Source organism: Paenibacillus sp. QJM3NY_38 (assembly GCF_056173265.1).
This window is the reverse complement of the sequence record NZ_CM149665.1, coordinates 2,831,779-2,853,254: the sequence shown is the minus strand read 5'-3', so window position 1 is coordinate 2,853,254 and position 21,476 is coordinate 2,831,779. Positions and strand designations below refer to the sequence as shown.

The window sequence follows — 21,476 nt, the reverse complement described above, 5'->3', positions numbered from 1 at the left end:
TGTGCATAAACCGCCGAAGTTTTATTCTCCCGGGGATTCCTTGGCATCCAGAAACGGTTTGTTCACAAAATAATACATAAAACCCATCAGCAGCACGCCGCCAATCAAATTGCCAATCGTTACCGGAATCAGGTTATGCAGTACGCCTTCCAATGAAATCGTGCCGGGATGATTCAGCACGAGCGCAATGGCAAAGGTGCACATATTGGCAACGCTGTGCTCGTATCCGGAAATGAAGAAGCAGAATACAAACAGCATCATGGCGAACATTTTGGCCCCGTCGCCCTTCAATGACATCGGGATAAAAAAGGCAAGGCACACGAGCCAGTTACAGAGAATAGCCCTGAAAAACAGCTGCACCGTCGGGGTGGTCATTTTGTGCTCAACCACATCAAGCAGAAAACCGTTCACGGATGAATCCATGAAAAGTCCGGTCAAAAATATCAGCAGCGCAAACGTGCACGCCCCCAAAATATTCCCCGCATAGCTGAAGACCCACAGCTTGACGACCTCCAGCCACCTTAGTTTCTTGCGGAGAGCGGCGTACGTGTAGTAGAACGTATTCCCCGTAAACAAATCCCCTCCCCCATACGCGATTAGAATGATCGCCGCGCCAAACGTAATGGCGGCCATCGGGTAAGTCAGAGGGGAATGCTCCAGATAAAAGAAGTTGCCTGTCTTAAACGCAACAATGACGCCGAAGCCGATAAACATGCTGGCGAGCATGGAGCGGGCGATGTAACGAAGATGGCTTTGTTTGAAAATTTTGTGTTTTTTGATAGCAAGCTGCTCCACCTTGAGTAATGATTCGGTTTCCATAATTCCTCCTGAAAAAGTCGGTTCTATATAGATTACACGATTTTTCCAATAATTCATATCACCCCATCCATCATTACCCCATTCTCCCCGATGAAACATACATGGTGGGCAGAACTCGATCCACTCCGGGTATCAATTCTGATATTTCATCTTCATAGAATCGTAACCCAATGCCGCTTCGCTTCCACTATTATGGGAAGATAAGTTTGACACACTTGTTTGATGCACAGTGCATGTGGTAATTAGTTGTTACAAAGGAGAGGATGCAACATGAACTTGAAACATCCAGCAAAAAAAGCAATCGTCGCCTTGGCCATGGCAGGCGTCTTCGGCGTAAGTGCAATCGGCGTAAATCATGCTGTTTTTCCGCTTCAGCAAGCAGAAGCCGCCCAGGCCGCTAATTCCGGCGATTATGCTGCAAAGCAAGCGCTCAAGACACTTAACAGCTTTTATAAACCTGCTTTAAAGGGGCAATTCCCTGGAGCCGTCAGCGGTTTAACGATTGGCAAAAGCACGAAGCAGGACGTGTACAAAGCCATTGGCGAGCCTTCCGTGCCCGGCAAGCATGCCGATGCCTTCGATGTATACGGGGCAAACATGGGGAATCCAGGCTACGCCTTTTCCTATAAACTGAACAAAATCCGCGAGATGCGTTATTTTGGCACGAACGTGGAACGACAGACCAACATCGGCGGCATCACCATGAAAATGCTGAAGCAGAACTGGTTTGCACCGGATGCCACAACCACTTTCAAAACCGGAAAAATCAAACAAACCAAGCTCACTTACAACCGGGGAGAGTACAAATTGGAGTTCATCTTTAACAGCAGCACAGAGCTGGACCATATTAATCTGCTGAATTAACCGTGATTGGAAACACTTCACTTACCAATAGCATGTCCAGAATACATCGGAAAGGCCCGGTCTCTTAGAGAGCCGGGCTTTTCGGATTCACGAGAGATCTTCACAGCAAACACTGAAACAACATATCATCCAGCCATTCCTGGCTGTATTCCATCCGCTGAAATCCGGCAGCCAGCATATCCACTTGTTCCCTTAACACAGGAGACTCATCGGTCCCTTCCCGATAGCGGCTCAAAAAATGAAGAAACACATCCACCATACGCAAGCGCATGAGAACCGGAATCGCGCCAATCTCCTCGGCGCTCAGCCGTACGCGTTGGGCAAATCCTTCGCAAAACTGCCTTATGGCCTCCTTCTCGTCGGCCATTCCCATAAATCCCGATATGACGACCGCAGGCTCCATCGCTCTTACATCCTGTGTACAAAATTCAAAATCAAGCAGAGCGGTGACCGTGTGCGGGTGCTCTGCGTCCACCAGCAGGTTCGAAAAGTTCAGATCGCCATGAACCAGCTGCTGCGGCAGATTTTTAAGAGATTCTAGCCTGCTGCATATATCAGCGTACGCTTCTTTTAGTATATGAAGTGCCTCTCCTTGATCCTTGAATGCCGGTGGCGGCTGATTGCAAAAATCAAGTATGAACGCCTCGTTGCACACAGGATAGGACTGAAGCAGCTCGTAATACGGCGGGTACACCGGCTTCATTCCGATTGAACAAACCGCCAGGGCATTCACCAGCTCCCCCGTCTTCTCCCCGAAGGAATACGCTGCTTGAATGCTGCCTTCTTCCGGACGTACTCCCTCAATGTAGGCAAACAGGCAGGTGTAACGCTCACTCCCGTCCTGAACCCGAACCATCTTATCGCCAGACATGGATGGAATAGGAGCCGGTATCTTAAAGCTCAGCGGCACCCGCTGCAGCGAGTCCAGGACCGCAAACTCGAATTCGATTCTTGCCCTGTCTCGATGCGTATTGTAAATGCGCATGACCGAATGGCGTTGTTCATTATGAATAAAATGGGTCGTATTGTTCCAGCCCGTAGGACCTTTAGCCAGCCGACCGTTCCACTCCGGCCAGTTCGCTTGCAGAAGCTGCTGAATCATGATTTTACCTCGCTTACCTGTTAAATCTTAACTTATATAAAGTTATCTCGAATGGATCTTTATGTCTGTGCAACTTCTTCCGTTTTCGCCACAATGACCTTTACACCCATCTCCTGAATCCGGTCCATAACCCCCTGATCCGCCTTGTGATCGGTAATTAACACATCCAGATCTTCGACGGCGCCAGCTCTGGCAAAGCCATCCTGTCCAAGGATCCGATGCGTTGCCATGCCAATTCTGCGGCGGGATACGGCAGAGACCGCGCGTCCAAAAGCGGCAACTTCTGGAGTAGCCACGAATATTCCCTCATCGGAAATACCGCCTCCGCTAACGAAACTGATATCAAATTTAAATTGACGGATAAATTCGTTAGCCAACACGTCCGTGATATTTCCGGAAGGCTTCACCCGTCCGCCAATTAAATAAGTGTCAATCCATTCGCGCTCTCGCAGGGCATCCGCTACACGCATGCAGTTGGTCACGATTGTCAAGGGCATCTGCTCTGGAAGAAACTTCAGCAGTAAGTAGGTAAGCGAGCTGCTGCCAATGAATAACGTATCTCTTTCTCGGACGTATGAAACGGCTAATTGAGCAATGGCGTGCCCTTCCGGAGAGCCTTCACCATACCGCTGTTCCGGAGCCAAGGGCGGCTGCCTGACTTTCATGGAGGGGATGGCGCCTCCGTGCGTTTTCTGGAGTAAACCTTGCTCCTCCATGATTGTCAAATCCCGACGAATCGAATCAATCGATATTTCAAACCGCTCGGCCAAGTCCTTGGCAATCACCCGTTTATCTTGATGCAGCAAAGCAAGAATTTTCTGACGACGTTCCTCGGCAAACATTCCTGATTGATCTTGCACCATACACTTATCCTCCCGTTTATTCATTTTATTTCCACTTCACACCTCGATTATATTCATTTATGTTCCGCTTTTCAAGTGATAATCTTCCGTTTTGTTCATTAATATGCATCTTTGGGTGCGGATAATCCTGAATTTGCCTCATAATCATAATACAACATATCTCATGTTCTACTTTCTCTCCCTCACCACACGGAAACCGCAATTGCCCGTCGAGCTGTCAGGCGTATTCCCGCTGCGTGCCGCGACTCGATAACGGTTGCAATAGGATCTGTGGCACAGGTACGAACCGCCGCGCATCGACCTTCTACCCGTAGACTCACCAAAGAACGGATTGATGGGCGAGGTCATTTGATGATAAGTCGGGCTGAACCAATCGCCGCACCATTCCCATACGTTGCCGGACATGTTATATAGTCCGTAACCATTCGGTTTATAGGCATCTACCGGCGCGGTACCGATATATCCATCGCTAGCGTTATTTTTAACTGGAAATTTCCCCTGCCATATGTTGCATTGATGCTCTCCGTCCAACTTCAGCAGATCTCCCCAAGGATAGGTCCTGCCCTCCAAACCACCGCGCGCCGCATACTCCCACTCCGCTTCTGTGGGAAGCCGCACACCGGCCCAATGGCAATAAACAACCGCATCGTTCCAGGATATATGTACCACCGGATGGCTCATTCGGTCTTCGATGCTCGAATCCGCTCCCTCGGGTGCAGCCCAGTATGCGCCTTCGACCACCAGCCACCAAGGCACTTCCTGCGGAACTTGTGCAACTCTTGCCTTGGTCTCCTCCGAAGCCAGCAGTTCAAATACAAACGACCATCCGAAGTGCTCCGCTTCCGTGACATAACCGGTAGCTTCCACGAACCGTTGAAACTGTTCATTCGTAACGGCATACGGTGAGATTTCAAATCCGGAAACGGTTACGCTGCGAGCCGGACCCTCGCCGTCACGCGGGAACCCTTCATGTGAATTCGTGCCCATCGTAAACGTCCCTCCTGGGATCGTGATCATGTTGGAATGGAGCTCAAATTGAGACTGGTCATGATATTGGCCTTCACTTAGACTGTCCTGATGATCCTTCGGATCGGCTTCTCCCAACTGTACTTTCGCTCTCACGCCAGCGCAGCAAGAATGTTGTTCTCCCATGCTCGGTTCCTCCTATGCTAGATACAGAGAACAGGACAACCACTACCGGAGCGGTTATCCTGCTTCACTTTAACTATATATTTTATACGAATTCCTGCGGATGGCGACGTATCAATTCCGGCACCGCTTCCCCTCGGCCTGTATTCTTCAAACGCTCGATATACCGGGGCAGATGACCTTTCGCATGGTAAGGTCCTCCCTCCTTCATGACCGTCCACAACGGGTCCACGTCATACGGCATCGTTGACATCATATGATCATGCCATTCATTCAGAAGGTATACAGCCTCCCTGCACAGATCCGGTCTTTCAGCTGCCCGATTGTACTGCTCGTGGACATCCTCGGTGATATGGAACAGCATTTCTTTGTCGAACAGATGATAGCCGTCATGATACGTTCGAATGTAGAGCCATTCTCCAAATCGCACGCTTCGCTGACAGACATGGGCGCATTGAGACACCACCAGATACTCCCTGCCGCCGCCTTTACCGGTCCGCAGGCTCTCCGCATAACTGATGCCATCCCAGCTGCGTACCGGTGCAACGTTCAAATATTCCGCCATCGTTGGCAAAAGATCCAGATGATAGTGGAGCTCGGGATCCGTTACCCCCTTCACGATGCCAGGCCCCCGAATGATCATCGGAATGCGGCAAGTGCCCTGATCCGCTGTTCCGTGTTCTCCATAAATGCCAAGCTCCCCCATGTTCTCGCCATGATCCGCGGTAATGATGACAACCAAATCATCCATTACTCCCTTGTTCTCCAGCAATTCGAAGATCGCGCCGATATGCTCGTCCATATGGCGAATGCCGCAATCATAGCCATCCACCATCGTCCGCAGATCCTTCATCGTCCTGATCTCTCCGGGATGACGCGGATAATCGGGGGATACTTCACTATTATACATGTTAATTTCGTTCACCCCATGCGGTCCGACCTTCTTCTGGTGCTCATGAAGCACCTCTTCGGTAATCCAATCGGGAAGCGGCTCCTGCTCAAATGGATTTCCCAGCGACTGAGGTGCGCGATACGGTGTGTGCGGATCCCAGAAGTTCACATAGAGCATCCAGTTATCTTCATCGGCATTGCGATCCAGCCAATCCAGCACGACCGGAGATACTTCTTCCGCAGATTCCAACCCGCCCTTACCCGTATTATACATTTCATTGAAGCCCGCGTAGAAGGTCCATGCCGAATGACGTTCACCGAACGGACTGATCAAGGCGGTCTTCATGCCGGCCCTGCGGAATATAGCTGGAAAGCTCTCCGACCCCAGCTTGTCGCGGAAGTCACGGGTGATACCTTCATGGCGGACATCGGCAGCCGTGCCTCCATGACCGACGACACCGTTGTGAATGCCGAACTTACCTGTCATTAATGCGGTTCTTGAAGGAAAACATGGAGCATCCGAAGTATAGTAATTGTCAAAACGCACGCCTTCCGCCGCAATTCGGTCAATATTCGGCGACGTATTCCGATGATAGCCATAACAGCCTAAATGATCCGGCCTGGTCGAATCCAAATCCAGCAATAATACTCTCATATCCTCATCGATTCCTTCCTTATCTGAATTCACTTGACATCTTTCAAGACTTCACATGTCAGCGTTTACAATTTTTCTGCATTTGTTTGAAATTATAGTCCGCGATCCCTGCAGAGTCGATGTACATTTCGTCACTATGTTGTACGATTCTACTTCGATTTGAAATAACAGGATCACATAATCGAATCAATGAATACTCAAATGAAGCATTATTGTGCTAGGCTATAGGTATAAAATCACTGCGGGGTGTTGTCCTATGATCCAATTGATGAGCGTGAATTTTGATGATTACATACCGAATTGGCGAACCCAGCTGGAGACGATTGAGTACAATGTCCTTGTTGTGGTTAGAGAAGGCAAGGTGAGATACGAAATCAACGGGGAAGACATCATTGCCGAGAAAGAAGACGTACTCTATATCCCTCAGTCGACGAGACGAAGCGGAGGCAACTGGAAGGACACTGCACATCAAAAGCATACCATTCTCTTTACATTGGATCGCCAAGAACCCACAGGAATTCCATTTCTGGATGCGGGTCGATTCATGAAATTCAATCTCTCTCATATCCAATATGTCTACCGGCGCTGTGAGCGCCTGTATGAGGAAATGCGGGGTGGCAAAAGCTACCGTACCATGATCTGTCAGGGCATTATGCAGGAACTCATCGGCATGCTGGCCCGTGAGCTCGAGAAGAATGAGCTGGCACCCAGCAAACGAAACTACGCGGATACCATCAAATCGTATCTGCTGGAGCATTACCGCGAACCCATCGAAATCGATCGATTAGCAAAACTAATCCATCGCTCTCCGAGTTATGCAGCAGCCCTCTTCAAAGAGGTGTACGGTCTTTCACCGATTCGGTATATGCATCAGCTGCGCGTGCTGGAAGCTTGCAGTCTGCTGCTTCATTCGGACATGACCATCGCTCATATCGCCCACTATTTGGGTTATTATGACACGTCCTATTTTTATCGGATGTTTAAAAAACACACCGGCCTGTCGCCCTCCGACTATGTACAGCAAGACGATCGGTCCGATATTTCCATGCTGTTCACTTAATCCTCGCTCGTCTTCATTCATGTTCTTAACGGCTTCTGCCCAGCAAACTGAATGACATGGGACAAGCCTTGATGCCCCTGACCCTCATGACGAACGACCTCTCCCATAAAAAAGTGGACTATGCGCCAATCTGCAAAGGGCTCGAGGAAATCCTCAGGCACGTATAAAAATTGCTGATCCTGCGGTCCCCCGCTGCGATAAGGAATCTGGTACGGTGAATATACCTCAGTGAGGAAATATCCTCCGGGCTTCACCGCTGTCTTCACGCCTTCTAAAGTCCTCGTTCTCAATGCCTTGGGAAAATGTCCAAACACGCAAATGATCTCATCCCATTGGTCCTGCTTCCACAGCGCATCGTGGAGATCCACAAGCTCCGTGCGAATCTGCACACCGCTTGCTTCCGCCAGTCGATTGGCTTTGTTCAGGCCGGATTCCGCGTAATCCCATACGGTAACGTTCATGCCTTCCCGGGCCAGGAACACCGCATTCCGTCCTTCTCCCTCTGCGATAGCCAGTGCGTCGCCCGTTAAGCCTAATTTCTTATGCATATCGGCAATAAATACATTCGGGTCCGTTCCAAACACGTATTCATCTCCCTGAAACCGCTCATTCCATGGATTCATCGTTATTGCACCTCTTTCTTTAAAATCAACGCCATTCTATACACACTGAAGCTCATCCCCATCTTACCATTCCTGCCGCATCGATGTTAGCGTGACTTCCGAATGGTTCGGGGAAATAGCCTCTTTGTGCGTAATCTTCACTGAGCTCGGTCTGGAATAACCATAGTGATTTCCGGAGTCAGCCTTCATAGAATGTCCAGCCAAATTTTGATAGCCGTTGCCAGGATCAAAACTGCCAGCATGATCTGCAGGATCTTTGTGTTCATCTTCTTGCCCGCGGCCGCTCCCAGTGGAGAAGCGATCAAACTGGCAGCAACCATAATAAGGGCCGGGATATAATCCACTTGTCCCGTCGTCAGCTTCCCTACCGTAGAGCCGATGGATGAGATGAAGGTGATTGCGAGTGAGGACGCTATGGTCATCCGCGTCGGTATTTTTAATACAACCAGCATGATCGGAACGAGCAGGAACGCGCCGGCCGCCCCGACGATGCCGGCTCCGATTCCGACCACAAGAGCCAGCGAAGCGGCCAGCCATTTATTGAACTTGACCTGATCCAGCGGAATCTCGTCCACCCCTTGGTTCGGGATGAACATCATAATGGCCGCAATCAGCGCCAATATGCCGTAGATGAGATTGATGCCGCCTTCGCTCATCATCTTGGAGCCGAAACCGCCGATGAAGCTGCCCAGCAGTATGGCCGAACCCATATAGATAATGAGCATTTTGTTCAGATATCCGCCCTTGCGGTATGCCCACACGCCGCCGATCGTGGCGAAGAATACCTGTACGGCGCTTATGCCTGATACTTCATGCGCCGTGAAAGCCGCAAGGCCGAATAACGGCGGGATATACAGCAGCATCGGGTATTTAATGATCGAGCCTCCAATGCCAACCATTCCTGATATATAAGAGCCAATGAACCCGATTAAAAATATCGTAATGATGAAGGATATGCTTAGTTCCATCGTGCTGCCCCCTTATTTCTCTTTAGAAAAGGGAACCTGTCTGGTTCCCCTTGATCTCTTTTTCTCTTGTTTCATCCGATTATTAGCGATCCTTAAAATGAGCGCTGTATAATTCATATTTCTACCTCTTAACATCAGATCGCCATTGTCAAGATTAACGTACCGCGCAGCGGTTCGGCCCGATCTCCATCTCTCGCTGCTGCTCCGTATCCGGATTCATTTTCCCCATGTTCGTTTGGCGGATTTCCTGATAGCTGTTGGGCTGCGGCGGCAGATTTTGCGTGACCAACGTCCGGAACTCTGCCTCATCGGCGATGTTGAGTCCATGGTTTTCCCGGTAAAGCTCTCCCAGTTTCTTCGCGACGGTTCCGTCCTCGTTCAGTTCGTCCATGACCATGAAATGCGCCGGCAGCACGGTCAGATCTTCCGAAAGATGGGTGTAGCGGACATAGAGCGTTTCCCGCAAGTCGCCAACCCAATCCTCCGCCAGCCCCGCCAGATCCGGACGGCCGATGGAATCGATAAACAGAATATCGCCTGTCAGCAAATATTGATCATCAATTACAAACGAGGTGGACCCGATGGTATGGCCCGGAGAATGGAGCGCTTCAATGCGAATTGTGCTGCCGCCGATCGCCACTTCGCCTCCGTTCTTGAGCGGTTCGTACTTAAACGCCACCTCGCCGGCATCCTTTGGCGGAAGCCAGTATACGGCTCCTGTCTGCTTAGCAATCATTCGTCCTCCGGAAATGTGGTCCGCATGGAGATGGGTATCAAACACATGCTTGATGTTTGCATTCAGGCTTTTTGCGAATTCAAGATATACCTCCGTCATACGGGTTGCGTCAAACAATGCCGCTTCACCATTCGATACCGCCATATAAGACAAGCAGCCTTTGCCTATTCGAACAAACTGATAAAGCGTGCCTCCATCTGCCAAACTGCCGATCTTCAGGGGAACAAGGTGTTCACTCCAGGCCTTCATGCCGCCTTTCAAATACGCCACATGCCGGCCGTGCTCGGCCAGCATCTCAGCCACCATCACCGACGAGCCTTCCTTGGCGCATACGACGAGCACTTCTTGATCCTTCGGGATTCGATCCAAAATTTCTTCCACGCCGTCAATCAAATCAAAGTAGGGAATATTCAAATGCTGAATTCCTTCGCCTTCAATCTTCCAGTCCTCGTAATCCGATGGGTTCCGCACGTCCAATATGAACAGGCTCTCTTTGCGAATCGCCTTCATGGCCACTTCTTGCGCTTGCATTTCTCTTACTGTCATGTCGCCTTCCTCCTCATAATTTCAAATGGATCTGAAATGTTAAATTCCTTCCGGCTGCCTATTAAAAGCGCTCAGCATGTTTTTTCAACAGCCATCTTAAACTGCGTTATCGTTCAAGCCCACAGTTTCTCCACACCAGCCGCTCATGCCCGGTACGACGTTTCTAATGCCTGCAAAGCCGTTAGCTGAAAGCTTTTGCGCAGCCAGGTCGCTCCGCGTTCCGGTACGGCAGATGACATAGATTTCATCCTCTTTGTTCAGCTCAGCCATACGTTCATCCAGATCACCAAGAGGAATCGATACGGCATTGCGAATATGCTTGAAAGCAAACTCCGCCGCTTCCCTTACATCCAGAACGACGATTGACGCTTCGGACGCAAGTTTCTCCTCCAGCTGATTATTAGATGCTACATGCGGATAAGTTCGTTCTGCCGTTTCTTCTCCTGATGATTTGCGAAGGTAGTGCTTCAGCACATCCCCCTCTTCAATCGTTCCGAGATATTGATGCCCCGTGCTTTCCGCCCATGCCTGCATGTCGGCCTTGGAGCCTTTGTCGGTTGCCATTACCTCCAGTACATGTCCGGCTTCAAGATCCTTCATCGCTTTTTTCGTGCGGACGATGGGCATCGGGCAAGCCAGCCCCTTAGCATCCAGCCTCATATTCGATTTAATTGCTGCCATATTACATCGAACCTCCATTGTTTTGTTTTCGGACACGCATACCACCAGGGGTATATTTCAGTTCAAAAAAAGGGGGTGCCTATCACACCCATTCTTTTTCAAATAGACACAGTTACTCTGTATTGCCCTCCCATGCGAGCATACCGCCCGTCATATTGACGACTTGATAGCCTTGACCTTCCAAATATTCGGCTGCACGGCCGCTGCTCCCCCCGGAACGGCATACCAAGACATACTCTTTCGACCGATCAAGATCCTGTTTGCGGAATTCAATCAAACCTAAAGGAATGTTGACGGCGCCCGGAATTTTACCTTCCGCGACTTCCTCCGCTTCTCGTACATCGATGATAATCATGTCAGCTCCGTCACTCAGCATATGCTCTACTTCTTTTGGAGAAATCTCTTTCATGTTGTTCAGCGCTCCTTTTACTTTTTATAGTTTAAGACCAGCGATTCATGCCGCCCTTCACGTTAGTCACCATCTCAAAGCCTAATTTCTTTAATGTTTTGCTCGCTTTGTTGCTTCGCATGCCGCTTTGGCAGATCAATACCACTTCCATGTCTTTGGAGAGCGAATCGCTGCTCGACATGAGCCGGTCCAGCGGAATATTACGGAAACCCCGAATGTGATTCCCCTTGAACTCTCCCGGCGTCCGGACATCGATGAACTGCTTGTTTGTGTTTCTGTTTTTAAGCTCTTGCTTCAGCTGTGCCGAGGTAATCTGCCTGACTCCCTGAGCCGGGAGGATTCTCCAAACGACAAACAGAATGATAAGTGCAATGAACGATACATTGAGAATATCCATCTTTATTCCCTCTCTTTATAACAGCAGCCGTCGCCGCTGTTTTCCTTAAATGAACAAGTTAACATTGCCATCCTGAGCATCGCCCAAATACGCAGCAACCCCCGCATACTCAATGCCGTCAAGCAGTTCTTCTTGCTGCAGCCCTAGCAGATCCATCGTCATGGTGCATGCAACAAGCTTGATGTCCTGCTCCTGCGCCATCTCGATCAATTGCGGCAGCGGAACGGCGTTGTGTTTCTTGATCACATCCTTGATCATTTTTGGACCCATCCCGGCAAAATTCATCTTGGAAAGACCCATGTTATCGGATCCGCGCGGCATCATTTTCCCAAACATCTTCTCGATGAAACTTTTCTTCTTGGGCAGCATGACATCCTCGTCCTTACGCAGTGCGTTCAGTCCCCAGAAGGTATGGAATATCGTCACCTCATGGTCATAAGCGGCAGCTCCGTTCGCGATGATATAGGCGGCCATTGCTTTGTCATAATCGCCGCTAAATAATATAATCGTTGTTTTTTTTGTTTCCGTCACGTCGTGATCTCCCCTATAAAATTTGATATATAAATCTCAACGAATGCGTTTATACCCCCATAGGTATATTTTCGTTCAAAAAAAATTATCCCTTTCTAATCCAAAATTTCAATACGTCCCCATCCTCTGCCTGCTCCAGCATCTCGTTGCCCGACGACTTGGCCCATGCCGTCAAATCGCTCTTCGCGCCTCGATCCGTTGCATGAATCTCAAGCACTTGGCCTTGTTGCATCTCCTTCATCTGTTTCTTCGTTTTCACGATCGGCATGGGACATGCCAAGCCTTTCACATCCAATACTTTATCCGCGTTCATTAAAATTCCTCCTTAAAATGATACGTTTATCTGCTTTTCACTAGCAAATTGACCGCTTCAACCACAAGCTTCTCCGTGTCCTGCCCGGTCTCTTCAGCTTTCTGTACGCATTCCACAAGGTTGGAACTGACGACTACGCCGATCGTCCGATCTATTGCCGTCCGCGTTGCGGAGAGCTGGGTAATCACTTCCTTGCAATCCTTGTTCTCTTCCATCATTTTCAGAATGCCGCGCAGCTGACCTTCGATGCGTTTCACCCGATTTTTCATCTGATCATTGTAATCCATCTCGATCCCCTCCTGTCTCTGCACTTTTTAGGATGCATGATTAAAGCATACTGGCTCTGGCTTGCATGCCCTAAATATATACCCCCATAGGTATATTGTCAAATGGATAATTCTAACTTTATGTTTATCAGGACATGTCTGATAATTGTCACACTCTTCCGTGCTGCTATATGTTATTATACCCCGTAGGGTATATAGTAATCCATTTATCATATACACCAAATCAGGGAGGAATATTCGATGGGCAAAAAAATTCTCATTGTCGGCGGCGTAGCGGGAGGAGCCTCGGCAGCTGCCAGACTGCGGAGATTAGATGAGGACTCTGCCATTGTTTTAGTGGAGCGCGGTGAATATATTTCGTTTGCCAACTGCGGTCTGCCCTATTATATAGGAGAAACGATAACCGACCGCGATAAGCTCATGGTGCAGACCGTACCCGGCCTTAGCCGCCGCTACGAGCTGGATATTCGGAATCATAGCGAAGTTACGTCCATACTGCGCGATGAAAAAATGGTTATGATTAAAAACCTTATTACCGGAGAAACCTACACCGAGAGTTATGATTATCTGATCCTGTCACCTGGCGCGAAGCCGATTACGCCGGATATTCGCGGTCTGACCGGATCCCCAAACGTCTTCACTTTGCGCAATATCCCCGATACGGACCGGATTAAGCAGTACGTGGATGAAGTCCAGCCGAAGGAAGCCGTTATTGTCGGGGGTGGATTTATCGGGCTGGAAATGGCCGAGAATCTGGCGGATCGAGGCGTTCAGGTGACAGTCATCGAAATGGCCAACCAGGTGATGGCTCCGCTCGACTACGAAATGGCCGCGATCGTCCAATCGCATCTTAAGGAAAAAGGAGTCCGTCTGATTCTTGAGGATGGCGTAAAAGAGTTTCATAAGGGCGGCCAACAAATCGAGCTTTCCAGCGGCAAACGAATATCAACCGAGATGACTTTGCTTTCTATAGGCGTTCAGCCGGAGAGCTTGCTGGCGTCAGCTGCCGGACTTCCCGTCAATGATCGCGGCGGGATTCAAGTTAACGAATATATGCAGACCGCTGACCCGAGCATTTATGCCATCGGCGATGCGATTGAGGTAAAGGATTATGTCCTACAGAGCCAGGCCTTTATCCCGCTCGCCGGTCCTGCCAACCGGCAGGGGCGCCTGGTTGCAGACCACATCTATGGTAAAACCAATGGTTACAAAGGCACGCTCGGCTCGTCAATCGCCAAGGTCTTTGATCTAACGGTTGCTGCAACAGGCGTTAACGAAAAGCGCCTCAAGCAGATGAACAACCCTTATCAAGCCATCCATATTCACCCCTCGTCTCATGCCGGATACTACCCCGGGGCGTATCCCATTTCCTTGAAGCTGTTATTCCATCCGGAAACAGGTCAAATCTATGGGGCGCAAGCGATTGGAGCAGATGGCGTGGATAAGCGAATCGATGTCATTGCTACAGCAATCAAAGGAGATCTCAATGTATGGGACCTGGCGGAGCTGGAGCTTTCCTACGCGCCCCCTTATTCCTCCGCCAAAGACCCGGTTAACTATGCCGGATATGTTGCCGCCAACATCTTGGACGGTTTGGTTGAAACGGTGCAGTGGCATGAGATCGACGACCTGGTCGGAAACGGTGCAACCTTGATCGACGTTCGCGAGCCTAAGGAAAGGGAAGCGGGTTATATCCCAGGTTCCGTCAACATTCCACTTAACGATCTGCGCAGCCGACTGAAGGAATTGCCGGAGAATGAAATGCTGTACGTGACTTGCCAGGTTGGGCTGCGCGGATATTTGGCTGCCCGTATTTTGGCCCAGCATGGCTTCCGGGTTAAGAATCTCGACGGCGGCTGGAAAACATACGCAGCGGTTTACAAGCCATCATAATCGTTCCTAACTATATCCGTCTGAAATAGATGGAACATGCTGCTTGCAGTAAAAACATGCAAAAAAGCCCCGGAAACACGGGGCTTTTCTTATACAATAGATAATGGCTTAAATCAGCTTGTGCGCATACCATTTCTTGCCGCGGAAGCGCCATAGGAAAATCGCTCCCCGCACTCCCCATTCACAATTCATGGCCAGCCATACGCCAAGGATACTCCAGCCCAGAACGATCCCCATAATATAACCGAGGATCACCCGGAACAGCCACATGGTCAGCATCGAAGTGATTGAGGTAAAACGCGAGTCGCCTGCCGCACGCAGCGCCGAAGGCAGAATAAAGCTTATCGACCACAACGGAACCTGCACGAGCGTGTTGATCAACAGCACCACGAACAGATCGTTCACGATTTCCGGAGGCGGGTTGAACAGCCCTACCAACGGCCGGTAGAGCGGCATCAATATCAGTCCCATCAGGGCCAGCGAGATTGCACCAAGCCATAGAAAGGATTTGATGAACTTGCGGGCATCCGCTATATTGCCGCGACCGATGCATTGACCGACAACGGTCACAATCGTTAAGGACAACGCGCTGGCTGGAATTTGAAATACGGCGGCAAGCGAAGACCCGATCGCGTTCGTTGCTATGGCATACGTACCCAAGCTGACGATAAACACCTGGGTTAACAGCTTTCCCCCGTTAAAAAACATCTGTTCGGCTGCAAACGGAAGCCCGATAAACATAATTTTGCGCAGCATGGATATCGGGAAATGAAACAGATCTCGCAGGCGGATATGCAGCGTGGCATCCACTCTGAACAGATAGTAGAGCGCGCAGGCCGCACCGGCAAAGCGGGCGATGTTAATCGCCAGCGTCATGCCCATAACGCCCATATTCAGCAGGGTGATGAACACGATGTTGAGCAGAACGTAGAGCAGGTTCATGATTAACGACAATGCCAGTGAAGCCCGGGTCTTGCCGATCCCCCGCAGCGCGCCGCAAACCGCCTGCACGATGGCAATTCCGATGAAGGAAGTACTGCTACCGATCAGATACACTCGCGCACTCTCCAGCACCTCGGGTGACGCTGAGCCGAACAGCAGATTCAGCACCGGCTGGTGAAGCCCAATGATCAGCAGCGCGATTGCTAAAGCGATCATCGCCACGGATGTAACAGTAGCCGCTGAAGCCCGGGATACCATCATGGCATTGCCGCTTCCCTTATATTGTGCAACGACGACGGTGCCCCCGGTTGCTACCGCCACGAACACATTGATCAGGAAAATATTCAGGGAGTCCACCATGTTCACGGCGCTGACCGCCGATACGCCCGACGAACTGATCATGGCGGTGTTGACCAAATTCAAACCGATGATGAATGCCTGATCAATCAATATCGGAAAAAATAAAGCAAAAATCTGCCGGTAGTCCATCGACTCCCCGGATAAATGGTGTTGAAGCACACCGTTCATTTGGGTTCGTAATCGAACCAACATCTGTCATCACATTCTTTTCGTTGTAATATAAAAGAAAAAAACTCTTCAAACGAAGAGCTTCAGACTTACGGTATTCAGAAATGGCTGCCGCAACCGTCGCTTGGGAGAGCTCACTCCCTCGCCAAGGGGACAATACGGATTAATTCATTTGATCCCGGATAAACCCCGTCTTTGATTGGAGGATATCACCAGACCCGAGTTCTGTCAACGAATGCAAGCTACAGGAAATGACCGTAATCTGCTGATAAACGGAGCAACATGATAGTCTGGACTTAACGAAGACGTTTCGACAGCCACCCAGACTATTCTCCCCCCAATGATTAATACAGAAACGGCACAATGGCGTATGAAAAGCTCGTTATCAAAAAAATCCCGCTCTCTCCGTTGTTACAGTAGAGATCGGGATTTGGATCAAAACTTCGACACTTGGTTCAAAAACTCGGCTTTTGCCGATATATCCACATAGTGGGTCCCGCTCCGGATGCAAGCTCCGACCCAGGCATCGTCCGCCTGATCCAGACACATGACCACGAGTTTGATCCGTTCCCACTCACTCGCCAGGACCGGCTGCCCCATATCCAATCGCATGGGGAGCACCTTCCCGCTTGTCTCCTGACTGAAACGCTCGGCTCTTTCCAAACTTCTTCCTGCAGCGTATACAAGACCGGGATATTTCTCCCCTAACTCCTCGCATAGGATCCTTCCTACATGCCCATATCCGCCTACAACCACAATGCGTTCCTTCATGATACTTCCTCTCCTAATCGAGCCGCTTTCAGCCGCTCTGCCATGTCATATATCAAGGAATATCCCGGTTTTTTCCGAGCGATCGTCTCCATGTAACGGCTGGCATGCGCATGATTGCAGTCCAGCGAAGCAAGCACTGATTTCACTTTTTTCATGGGTAAACCTCCCTTTTTCCATCATGATGCAAATATGACAGGTCTCTTTCATTCCTTTTGCACACATGACATAATAAGAATCATTCTCAATTATAAGGATGGAGAACGATAACCCTATCCCAGAAATGTGGGGTTTCTTTAGACCGACGAAAAAGGTGACAGAATATGGGCACACAGCTTAACAGCTTATTGAATAAAATAACGGCACTTGGCGGGGCTTTGTCTAATTCCCAAACCTACCGGAGCGAACTCATGAAGCAATTGCGCTGCTGGATTCCTTTCGAATCGGCTTGCTTTACGACGGTAGATCCACGTACACTGCTCTCTACGGGTGCGATCACGGATGAAGACATTGAGGCAATCCATGATCGCCTGTTCGAGTATGAATATCTGCGCAGCGATTACAATCACTTTCATGAACTGGCGAACTCCTTGGAGAAGGTGGCTACGCTAAGCGGAGCTACGAACGGGGCTCTGAACACAAGCCCTCGTTATCTGAACGTCCTGCAGCCGGCAGGCTTTCATGATGAGATGCGTGCCGCATTGGTAGCGGACGGTTTGTGTTGGGGATATCTGACGATATTCCGTCAGGAGGGCCAGCCCTTTTTTAGCGAGGAGGAACGGCAGCTGCTCTCTTCCCTGGCACCATTCATGGCGGCCATGCTGCGTGATCGAAGTCTTCCGCGATCCCCTGTTGATGGAATGGATCACATGCCTGAGCCTGGTTTATTGGTGCTGTCCGAAACGCTCGATATTCTTTCATATAATGCTTCTGCACGGCAGTGGATGTCATTTTCTCCAGGATGCAGAGGATATGGATGCCGCTTCACTCCCCCGCCCGCTGCGGGCAGTCTGCTTCCGGGCTTTGTCCGAGAGCTCCCGAGGTACGGCCTATTCGACGGGCGCTCATACTCGCGTCCGGTTAAGTGATAGCTCCTTTGCCAGCATACGGGCATGCCTTCTGCATGGTCCCGATTCTCTTGCCAAACTTGCAGTCACGCTTGAGCCACAACGGATATGCTGCCGCTTATCTCGGATGCGTTGGGATTAACGGAGCGCGAGAACGAAGTAATCAGCGGAATTCTGCGAGGATTATCCACCAAGGAGCTTGCCCAATCCCTGTTTATTTCCCCCTACACTATTCAGGATCATCTAAAGTCCATATTTGTTAAAACCGGCGTCAACAGCCGGAGGGAATTAATATGGCAGCTTCATTCAAAATATAGCTTGAGTCCTTGAGGGTCGGGCCCGTAATTTTCCCACTACTCCGTTCCCCTCAAAATCTGACCCACCTCAATTTATGCTGCACGGTGGCTATGAACCGCACTCCACACCCAACTTTGGTCGCTACCCCATACCAACTCTATCAATTTGCATATGATATCTAATGATAGATTCAAGGAGGTCTGGTAGCATGACAACCCCTGTGAAGTTTGATGCCATTTTCAGTCTGGGTCACAACTGTCAGGTTGCCGCCCAGTTAAGAAGAAACAAGCTGCGTCATGCAGCTGGCCCGTTGGACTGGTTTAACTTCGCTTCGACTCATGAATTTTGTAAAGTCATTAAAAGGCAATTCAGCGATTTCATGCTTCGGGATAACCTCGACATATACGGCAAATCCGTGAACTGTTACTATGTGCGCGATAAAAGATCTTCCTGTTTATCCTTCCATGATTTCAAGAACAATCCGGAGGAGCCTCCGTTATATGACTACCCCGCTTTTCGTAAGAGGCTGGATCGAAGAATCGAGCGCTTTAACCGCTGCTTGAATTCTGAACAGAAGACCCTGCTCGTGCGGATCATCGCGAATACAAAGGATGCCGAGACGATAGATCAAGTAATACGCGAAGCCTATCCCAACCCGGACGTAAACCTGTTATTTATTATGCTCAGCAGCAGTCCCCAAATTGTAAATCTCCCTTCGTTCTCGGATCGGGTTCTCATCAAGCAAATACCGAAAGGACCCACATGGGAAGGAGATTCGGAGGCTTGGAAGACCATTCTTAGAGAATTTTCGCTCAGTTCAGGGGAATAAGTGTTTGACAAAACCAAAATTTACCTGTATATTTACAAAAAGTGAATCGGAACTCTTACGAAGGAAGCACCCGTAAGTCTGGCGTTGAATGCGCCTTTCTAACGGGTGCTTTTTGTCGTGGGTCCGGCCATTCTGTCATGATGCGAATACCGCTAATGATGATTATTAGTTATTTAAGGAGCGATGTTTATGTTTAGAAGATTACTCACCTCATCCCTTGTTATGGCACTTTTACTCTCTGTCATCCCCATGCCTTTCGCGAATGCAGCTGCGATCGAGTTCACCGATACGGTTCAAGCCCAATTAAATGCCACGGCGGACCGGGCCGGGGGAACCGTACGTACCAGACTCATTAAACAGTACGATGATTTCAAATCCGAACGAAACCAGGTAATGGATTTGGACGATCGAATCTCTTCCCTTCGCTATGCCAATGAAGCCAAAGCTTCGGAAACCCGCAAAAAAATCAGCGAAATCGATAAGGATAAAATCCGCAAGCTGGAGGTTCAGCTGCAAGCAGCCAAAACCAAGTACCAGCCGCTGTTTAATACCTATTCCGCGCTCAATAAACAAATCACCGCAGCCAAAAAACTCAAAGACAAATCGCTCTCCAAGATGCTGCAGTCACAAGCCAGTGGCATGAAGATCCTGGTGTCCTTGGGACGTGATGATATTCGGACTAAGCAGGCGGCGCTTACGGCGGCCAAGAAAGAGAAAGCTTCCAAAGCAGCTAAAGTCCGTTCCATCCTGTCCGAGATTGAATCCTACAAAAGCAAAATCAAAGGCGATAAAAGCGCAATCTCCACGCCGAATAAACTGATGGCAACCGAGTGGAAGAATTTCAAAGCCGCCGTAAAGACCAATGAATCGGCCCGAACCAGCGATGCTCTGTCCAGGCTGCTGACACTCTCCGGTCAGATCCTGACGAAAAAGAAAAGCATCTACAGTCACGAACAAAAAATCGAGTCCGTCATCGCACGCGCTAATGCACTATTAAAGTAACGTTTTACCGAGTCCATACATCCATAGTTTGCCTCCACCCTTCATGATGGACACCCGCCTTTTCTGATTACTGGAGTACATATGCCTACAGCAGAATTTCATGAACCTTCATAGAATATCCAAGCGTGGAGAGGCTTTTGGAGGTGATTCTGGGTGAGAGGGTATAAGAGATCCCGTCGATATCCCGATACAAAAATGTATCCGACCGTACGTTTACATCCATCTTCGCAAAAATATATATCCAAAGTCATTAATAAGGCCGTTCAGAATATTAGCCCGGTGGATAAAACAGAAGCATCCAACATCCACCGAGTCATCAATTACAAAAATATGAATGCACTGATCGTTTCACCATACAATGAGGGCCTTCACTGGAGAACCCCTCAGATCATAACGGAGCAGCTCAAACAGCTGGTTCATGAAGCGTATGTCATTAAAGCATATCCCGGTTTCTTGGCGGAGTTGTTCCAATACCATCCCGATCTGCTGATATTCATAGGGAATGATTATGAATTTAGTCCCGAAGACAAACAGATTCTGGGGCAACTTCCCATGAAGACGGCAATCTGGCTATCCGATCATGATGGCAGTTCGGAGGAAATCAAAGGCATTGCATCCTTATTCGATTATGTTTTTACGCAGACTTCGACACTGATTCCATTTTATCAGTTCGAATCCGACGTGCAGCATGTACATCATCTTCCTTTTGCAGCTGACATGACCATCTTCCATCCCAAGCCTGCTGACGAAGCCTGCCAATCAAGCCTTCTCATATTGGGAGATGCCGCTCCAAGGTTCGATGCCTTTATTTCCCAGCTGCCCTACCTCATGAAAGGGAAGAAGATCTTCGCTTCAGGCCGAGGGTGGGAGCCTTACGGACACATTCGCTGCCTTTCTGCTGACGCCAATCTGGCGAATTATTACAACGGCGCCGACATGGTGATCAACTGGAGCGGCCTCCACCATCACCTATTTGAGTGCGCATCTTGCGGAGCCTTTCAATTGATACGGGAGCATCCGGGTATTTATGATTATTTTAAACCAGGCCATGATGTTGCCGTATTTCACAATCCGGATGATCTGCTTGACAACATCGTTTATTATTCCGCGCAAGTTGAACAGAAACGTTCCATTGCCACGAACGCCTTGCAAGGCAGCATGTATCGATATTCTTTTCTTCAAATGGTTTACCAGTTGCTGCATGTAATGCATACACACTAAGACCAGGTATTCGGGCGAAGCTAGAATGACCTAGG

Annotated in this window: 25 protein-coding genes; 8 read left to right on the top strand and 17 right to left on the bottom strand. The window is 49.4% G+C overall.

What is annotated here, in order from left to right:
* Nucleotides 1-21: 21 nt before the first annotated feature.
* Nucleotides 22-819 (bottom strand): formate/nitrite transporter family protein, encoded by a 798-nt coding sequence (locus AC0VZ8_RS12960; protein WP_071218263.1) that lies wholly within the window; start codon nt 817-819, stop codon nt 22-24.
* Nucleotides 820-1,089: 270 nt separating this feature from the next.
* On the opposite strand from AC0VZ8_RS12960, the gene AC0VZ8_RS12955 reads away from it, so the two are divergent.
* Nucleotides 1,090-1,683, top strand: coding sequence for a YjgB family protein (locus AC0VZ8_RS12955; protein WP_475487082.1), 594 nt, complete (start codon nt 1,090-1,092; stop codon nt 1,681-1,683).
* A 100-nt stretch (nt 1,684-1,783) separates the two neighbouring features.
* Here AC0VZ8_RS12955 and AC0VZ8_RS12950 read toward each other — a convergent pair whose 3' ends face one another.
* From AC0VZ8_RS12950 to AC0VZ8_RS12935, 4 genes are all read right to left on the bottom strand, one after another.
* Nucleotides 1,784-2,785 carry a phosphotransferase enzyme family protein gene (locus AC0VZ8_RS12950; RefSeq protein ID WP_475487081.1) on the bottom strand — a complete coding sequence of 334 codons (1,002 nt, stop codon included), beginning with the start codon at nt 2,783-2,785 and terminating at the stop codon, nt 1,784-1,786.
* A gap of 59 nt (nt 2,786-2,844) precedes the next feature.
* Nucleotides 2,845-3,627: a DeoR/GlpR family DNA-binding transcription regulator gene (locus AC0VZ8_RS12945; protein WP_475487682.1), complete on the bottom strand. Its 783-nt coding sequence runs from the start codon at nt 3,625-3,627 to the stop codon at nt 2,845-2,847.
* Between the two features lie 189 nt (nt 3,628-3,816).
* Nucleotides 3,817-4,800: a formylglycine-generating enzyme family protein gene (locus tag AC0VZ8_RS12940; RefSeq protein WP_475487080.1), complete on the bottom strand. Its 984-nt coding sequence runs from the start codon at nt 4,798-4,800 to the stop codon at nt 3,817-3,819.
* Between the two features lie 82 nt (nt 4,801-4,882).
* Complete coding sequence (locus tag AC0VZ8_RS12935; protein ID WP_475487079.1) at nt 4,883-6,343, bottom strand: sulfatase family protein; 1,461 nt, start codon at nt 6,341-6,343, stop codon at nt 4,883-4,885.
* Between the two features lie 256 nt (nt 6,344-6,599).
* Here AC0VZ8_RS12935 and AC0VZ8_RS12930 point away from each other — a divergent pair, with 256 nt between their 5' ends.
* The gene (locus AC0VZ8_RS12930; protein WP_475487078.1) at nt 6,600-7,403 is read left to right on the top strand and encodes a helix-turn-helix transcriptional regulator; all 804 of its coding nucleotides are present in this window, start codon (nt 6,600-6,602) and stop codon (nt 7,401-7,403) included.
* A 17-nt stretch (nt 7,404-7,420) separates the two neighbouring features.
* Here the strand turns inward: AC0VZ8_RS12930 and AC0VZ8_RS12925 are convergent, their stop codons facing one another.
* From AC0VZ8_RS12925 to AC0VZ8_RS12885, 9 genes are all read right to left on the bottom strand, one after another.
* Nucleotides 7,421-8,026, bottom strand: a complete 606-nt coding sequence (locus tag AC0VZ8_RS12925; protein ID WP_475487077.1) for a class I SAM-dependent methyltransferase — start codon at nt 8,024-8,026, stop codon at nt 7,421-7,423.
* A 185-nt stretch (nt 8,027-8,211) separates the two neighbouring features.
* Nucleotides 8,212-8,994: a sulfite exporter TauE/SafE family protein gene (locus tag AC0VZ8_RS12920; protein ID WP_475487076.1), complete on the bottom strand. Its 783-nt coding sequence runs from the start codon at nt 8,992-8,994 to the stop codon at nt 8,212-8,214.
* A 154-nt stretch (nt 8,995-9,148) separates the two neighbouring features.
* The gene (locus AC0VZ8_RS12915; RefSeq protein WP_071218270.1) at nt 9,149-10,276 is read right to left on the bottom strand and encodes an MBL fold metallo-hydrolase; all 1,128 of its coding nucleotides are present in this window, start codon (nt 10,274-10,276) and stop codon (nt 9,149-9,151) included.
* Nucleotides 10,277-10,372: 96 nt separating this feature from the next.
* A complete protein-coding gene (locus tag AC0VZ8_RS12910) occupies nt 10,373-10,957 on the bottom strand; it encodes a sulfurtransferase TusA family protein (RefSeq protein ID WP_475487075.1) in 585 nt (194 codons plus the stop codon).
* A gap of 112 nt (nt 10,958-11,069) precedes the next feature.
* A complete protein-coding gene (locus tag AC0VZ8_RS12905) occupies nt 11,070-11,366 on the bottom strand; it encodes a rhodanese-like domain-containing protein (protein WP_475487074.1) in 297 nt (98 codons plus the stop codon).
* A 31-nt stretch (nt 11,367-11,397) separates the two neighbouring features.
* On the bottom strand, nt 11,398-11,763 hold the full coding sequence (locus tag AC0VZ8_RS12900) for a rhodanese-like domain-containing protein (RefSeq protein ID WP_071218273.1): 366 nt from the start codon (nt 11,761-11,763) through the stop codon (nt 11,398-11,400).
* Nucleotides 11,764-11,808: 45 nt separating this feature from the next.
* Nucleotides 11,809-12,294 (bottom strand): DsrE/DsrF/DrsH-like family protein, encoded by a 486-nt coding sequence (locus tag AC0VZ8_RS12895; RefSeq protein WP_071218274.1) that lies wholly within the window; start codon nt 12,292-12,294, stop codon nt 11,809-11,811.
* Nucleotides 12,295-12,379: 85 nt separating this feature from the next.
* Nucleotides 12,380-12,607 carry a sulfurtransferase TusA family protein gene (locus AC0VZ8_RS12890; protein ID WP_071218275.1) on the bottom strand — a complete coding sequence of 76 codons (228 nt, stop codon included), beginning with the start codon at nt 12,605-12,607 and terminating at the stop codon, nt 12,380-12,382.
* A gap of 26 nt (nt 12,608-12,633) precedes the next feature.
* Complete coding sequence (locus tag AC0VZ8_RS12885) at nt 12,634-12,894, bottom strand: metal-sensitive transcriptional regulator (protein ID WP_071218276.1); 261 nt, start codon at nt 12,892-12,894, stop codon at nt 12,634-12,636.
* A 240-nt stretch (nt 12,895-13,134) separates the two neighbouring features.
* Here AC0VZ8_RS12885 and AC0VZ8_RS12880 point away from each other — a divergent pair, with 240 nt between their 5' ends.
* Nucleotides 13,135-14,787, top strand: coding sequence for a CoA-disulfide reductase (locus AC0VZ8_RS12880; protein WP_475487073.1), 1,653 nt, complete (start codon nt 13,135-13,137; stop codon nt 14,785-14,787).
* Nucleotides 14,788-14,895: 108 nt separating this feature from the next.
* On the opposite strand, the gene AC0VZ8_RS12875 is transcribed toward AC0VZ8_RS12880, so the two are convergent.
* From AC0VZ8_RS12875 to AC0VZ8_RS12865, 3 genes are all read right to left on the bottom strand, one after another.
* Nucleotides 14,896-16,281, bottom strand: coding sequence for an MATE family efflux transporter (locus AC0VZ8_RS12875; RefSeq protein ID WP_071218278.1), 1,386 nt, complete (start codon nt 16,279-16,281; stop codon nt 14,896-14,898).
* A gap of 411 nt (nt 16,282-16,692) precedes the next feature.
* Nucleotides 16,693-17,028 carry a saccharopine dehydrogenase NADP-binding domain-containing protein gene (locus tag AC0VZ8_RS12870; protein WP_475487072.1) on the bottom strand — a complete coding sequence of 112 codons (336 nt, stop codon included), beginning with the start codon at nt 17,026-17,028 and terminating at the stop codon, nt 16,693-16,695.
* On the bottom strand, nt 17,025-17,183 hold the full coding sequence (locus tag AC0VZ8_RS12865) for a hypothetical protein (RefSeq protein WP_475487071.1): 159 nt from the start codon (nt 17,181-17,183) through the stop codon (nt 17,025-17,027). The genes AC0VZ8_RS12870 and AC0VZ8_RS12865 overlap by 4 nt, the downstream gene beginning before the upstream one ends.
* Before the next feature lie 165 nt (nt 17,184-17,348).
* On the opposite strand from AC0VZ8_RS12865, the gene AC0VZ8_RS12860 reads away from it, so the two are divergent.
* The 5 genes from AC0VZ8_RS12860 to AC0VZ8_RS12840 all read left to right on the top strand — a co-directional run bounded on the left by AC0VZ8_RS12860 (nt 17,349) and on the right by AC0VZ8_RS12840 (nt 21,441).
* The gene (locus AC0VZ8_RS12860) at nt 17,349-18,113 is read left to right on the top strand and encodes a GAF domain-containing protein (protein WP_475487070.1); all 765 of its coding nucleotides are present in this window, start codon (nt 17,349-17,351) and stop codon (nt 18,111-18,113) included.
* A gap of 87 nt (nt 18,114-18,200) precedes the next feature.
* A complete protein-coding gene (locus AC0VZ8_RS12855) occupies nt 18,201-18,422 on the top strand; it encodes a helix-turn-helix transcriptional regulator (protein ID WP_071218308.1) in 222 nt (73 codons plus the stop codon).
* 175 nt (nt 18,423-18,597) lie between these two features.
* The gene (locus AC0VZ8_RS12850; protein ID WP_071218309.1) at nt 18,598-19,218 is read left to right on the top strand and encodes a DUF1796 family putative cysteine peptidase; all 621 of its coding nucleotides are present in this window, start codon (nt 18,598-18,600) and stop codon (nt 19,216-19,218) included.
* Nucleotides 19,219-19,407: 189 nt separating this feature from the next.
* A complete protein-coding gene (locus AC0VZ8_RS12845; protein ID WP_475487069.1) occupies nt 19,408-20,220 on the top strand; it encodes a hypothetical protein in 813 nt (270 codons plus the stop codon).
* A gap of 153 nt (nt 20,221-20,373) precedes the next feature.
* Complete coding sequence (locus AC0VZ8_RS12840; protein WP_475487068.1) at nt 20,374-21,441, top strand: glycosyltransferase family protein; 1,068 nt, start codon at nt 20,374-20,376, stop codon at nt 21,439-21,441.
* Nucleotides 21,442-21,476: the final 35 nt, after the last annotated feature.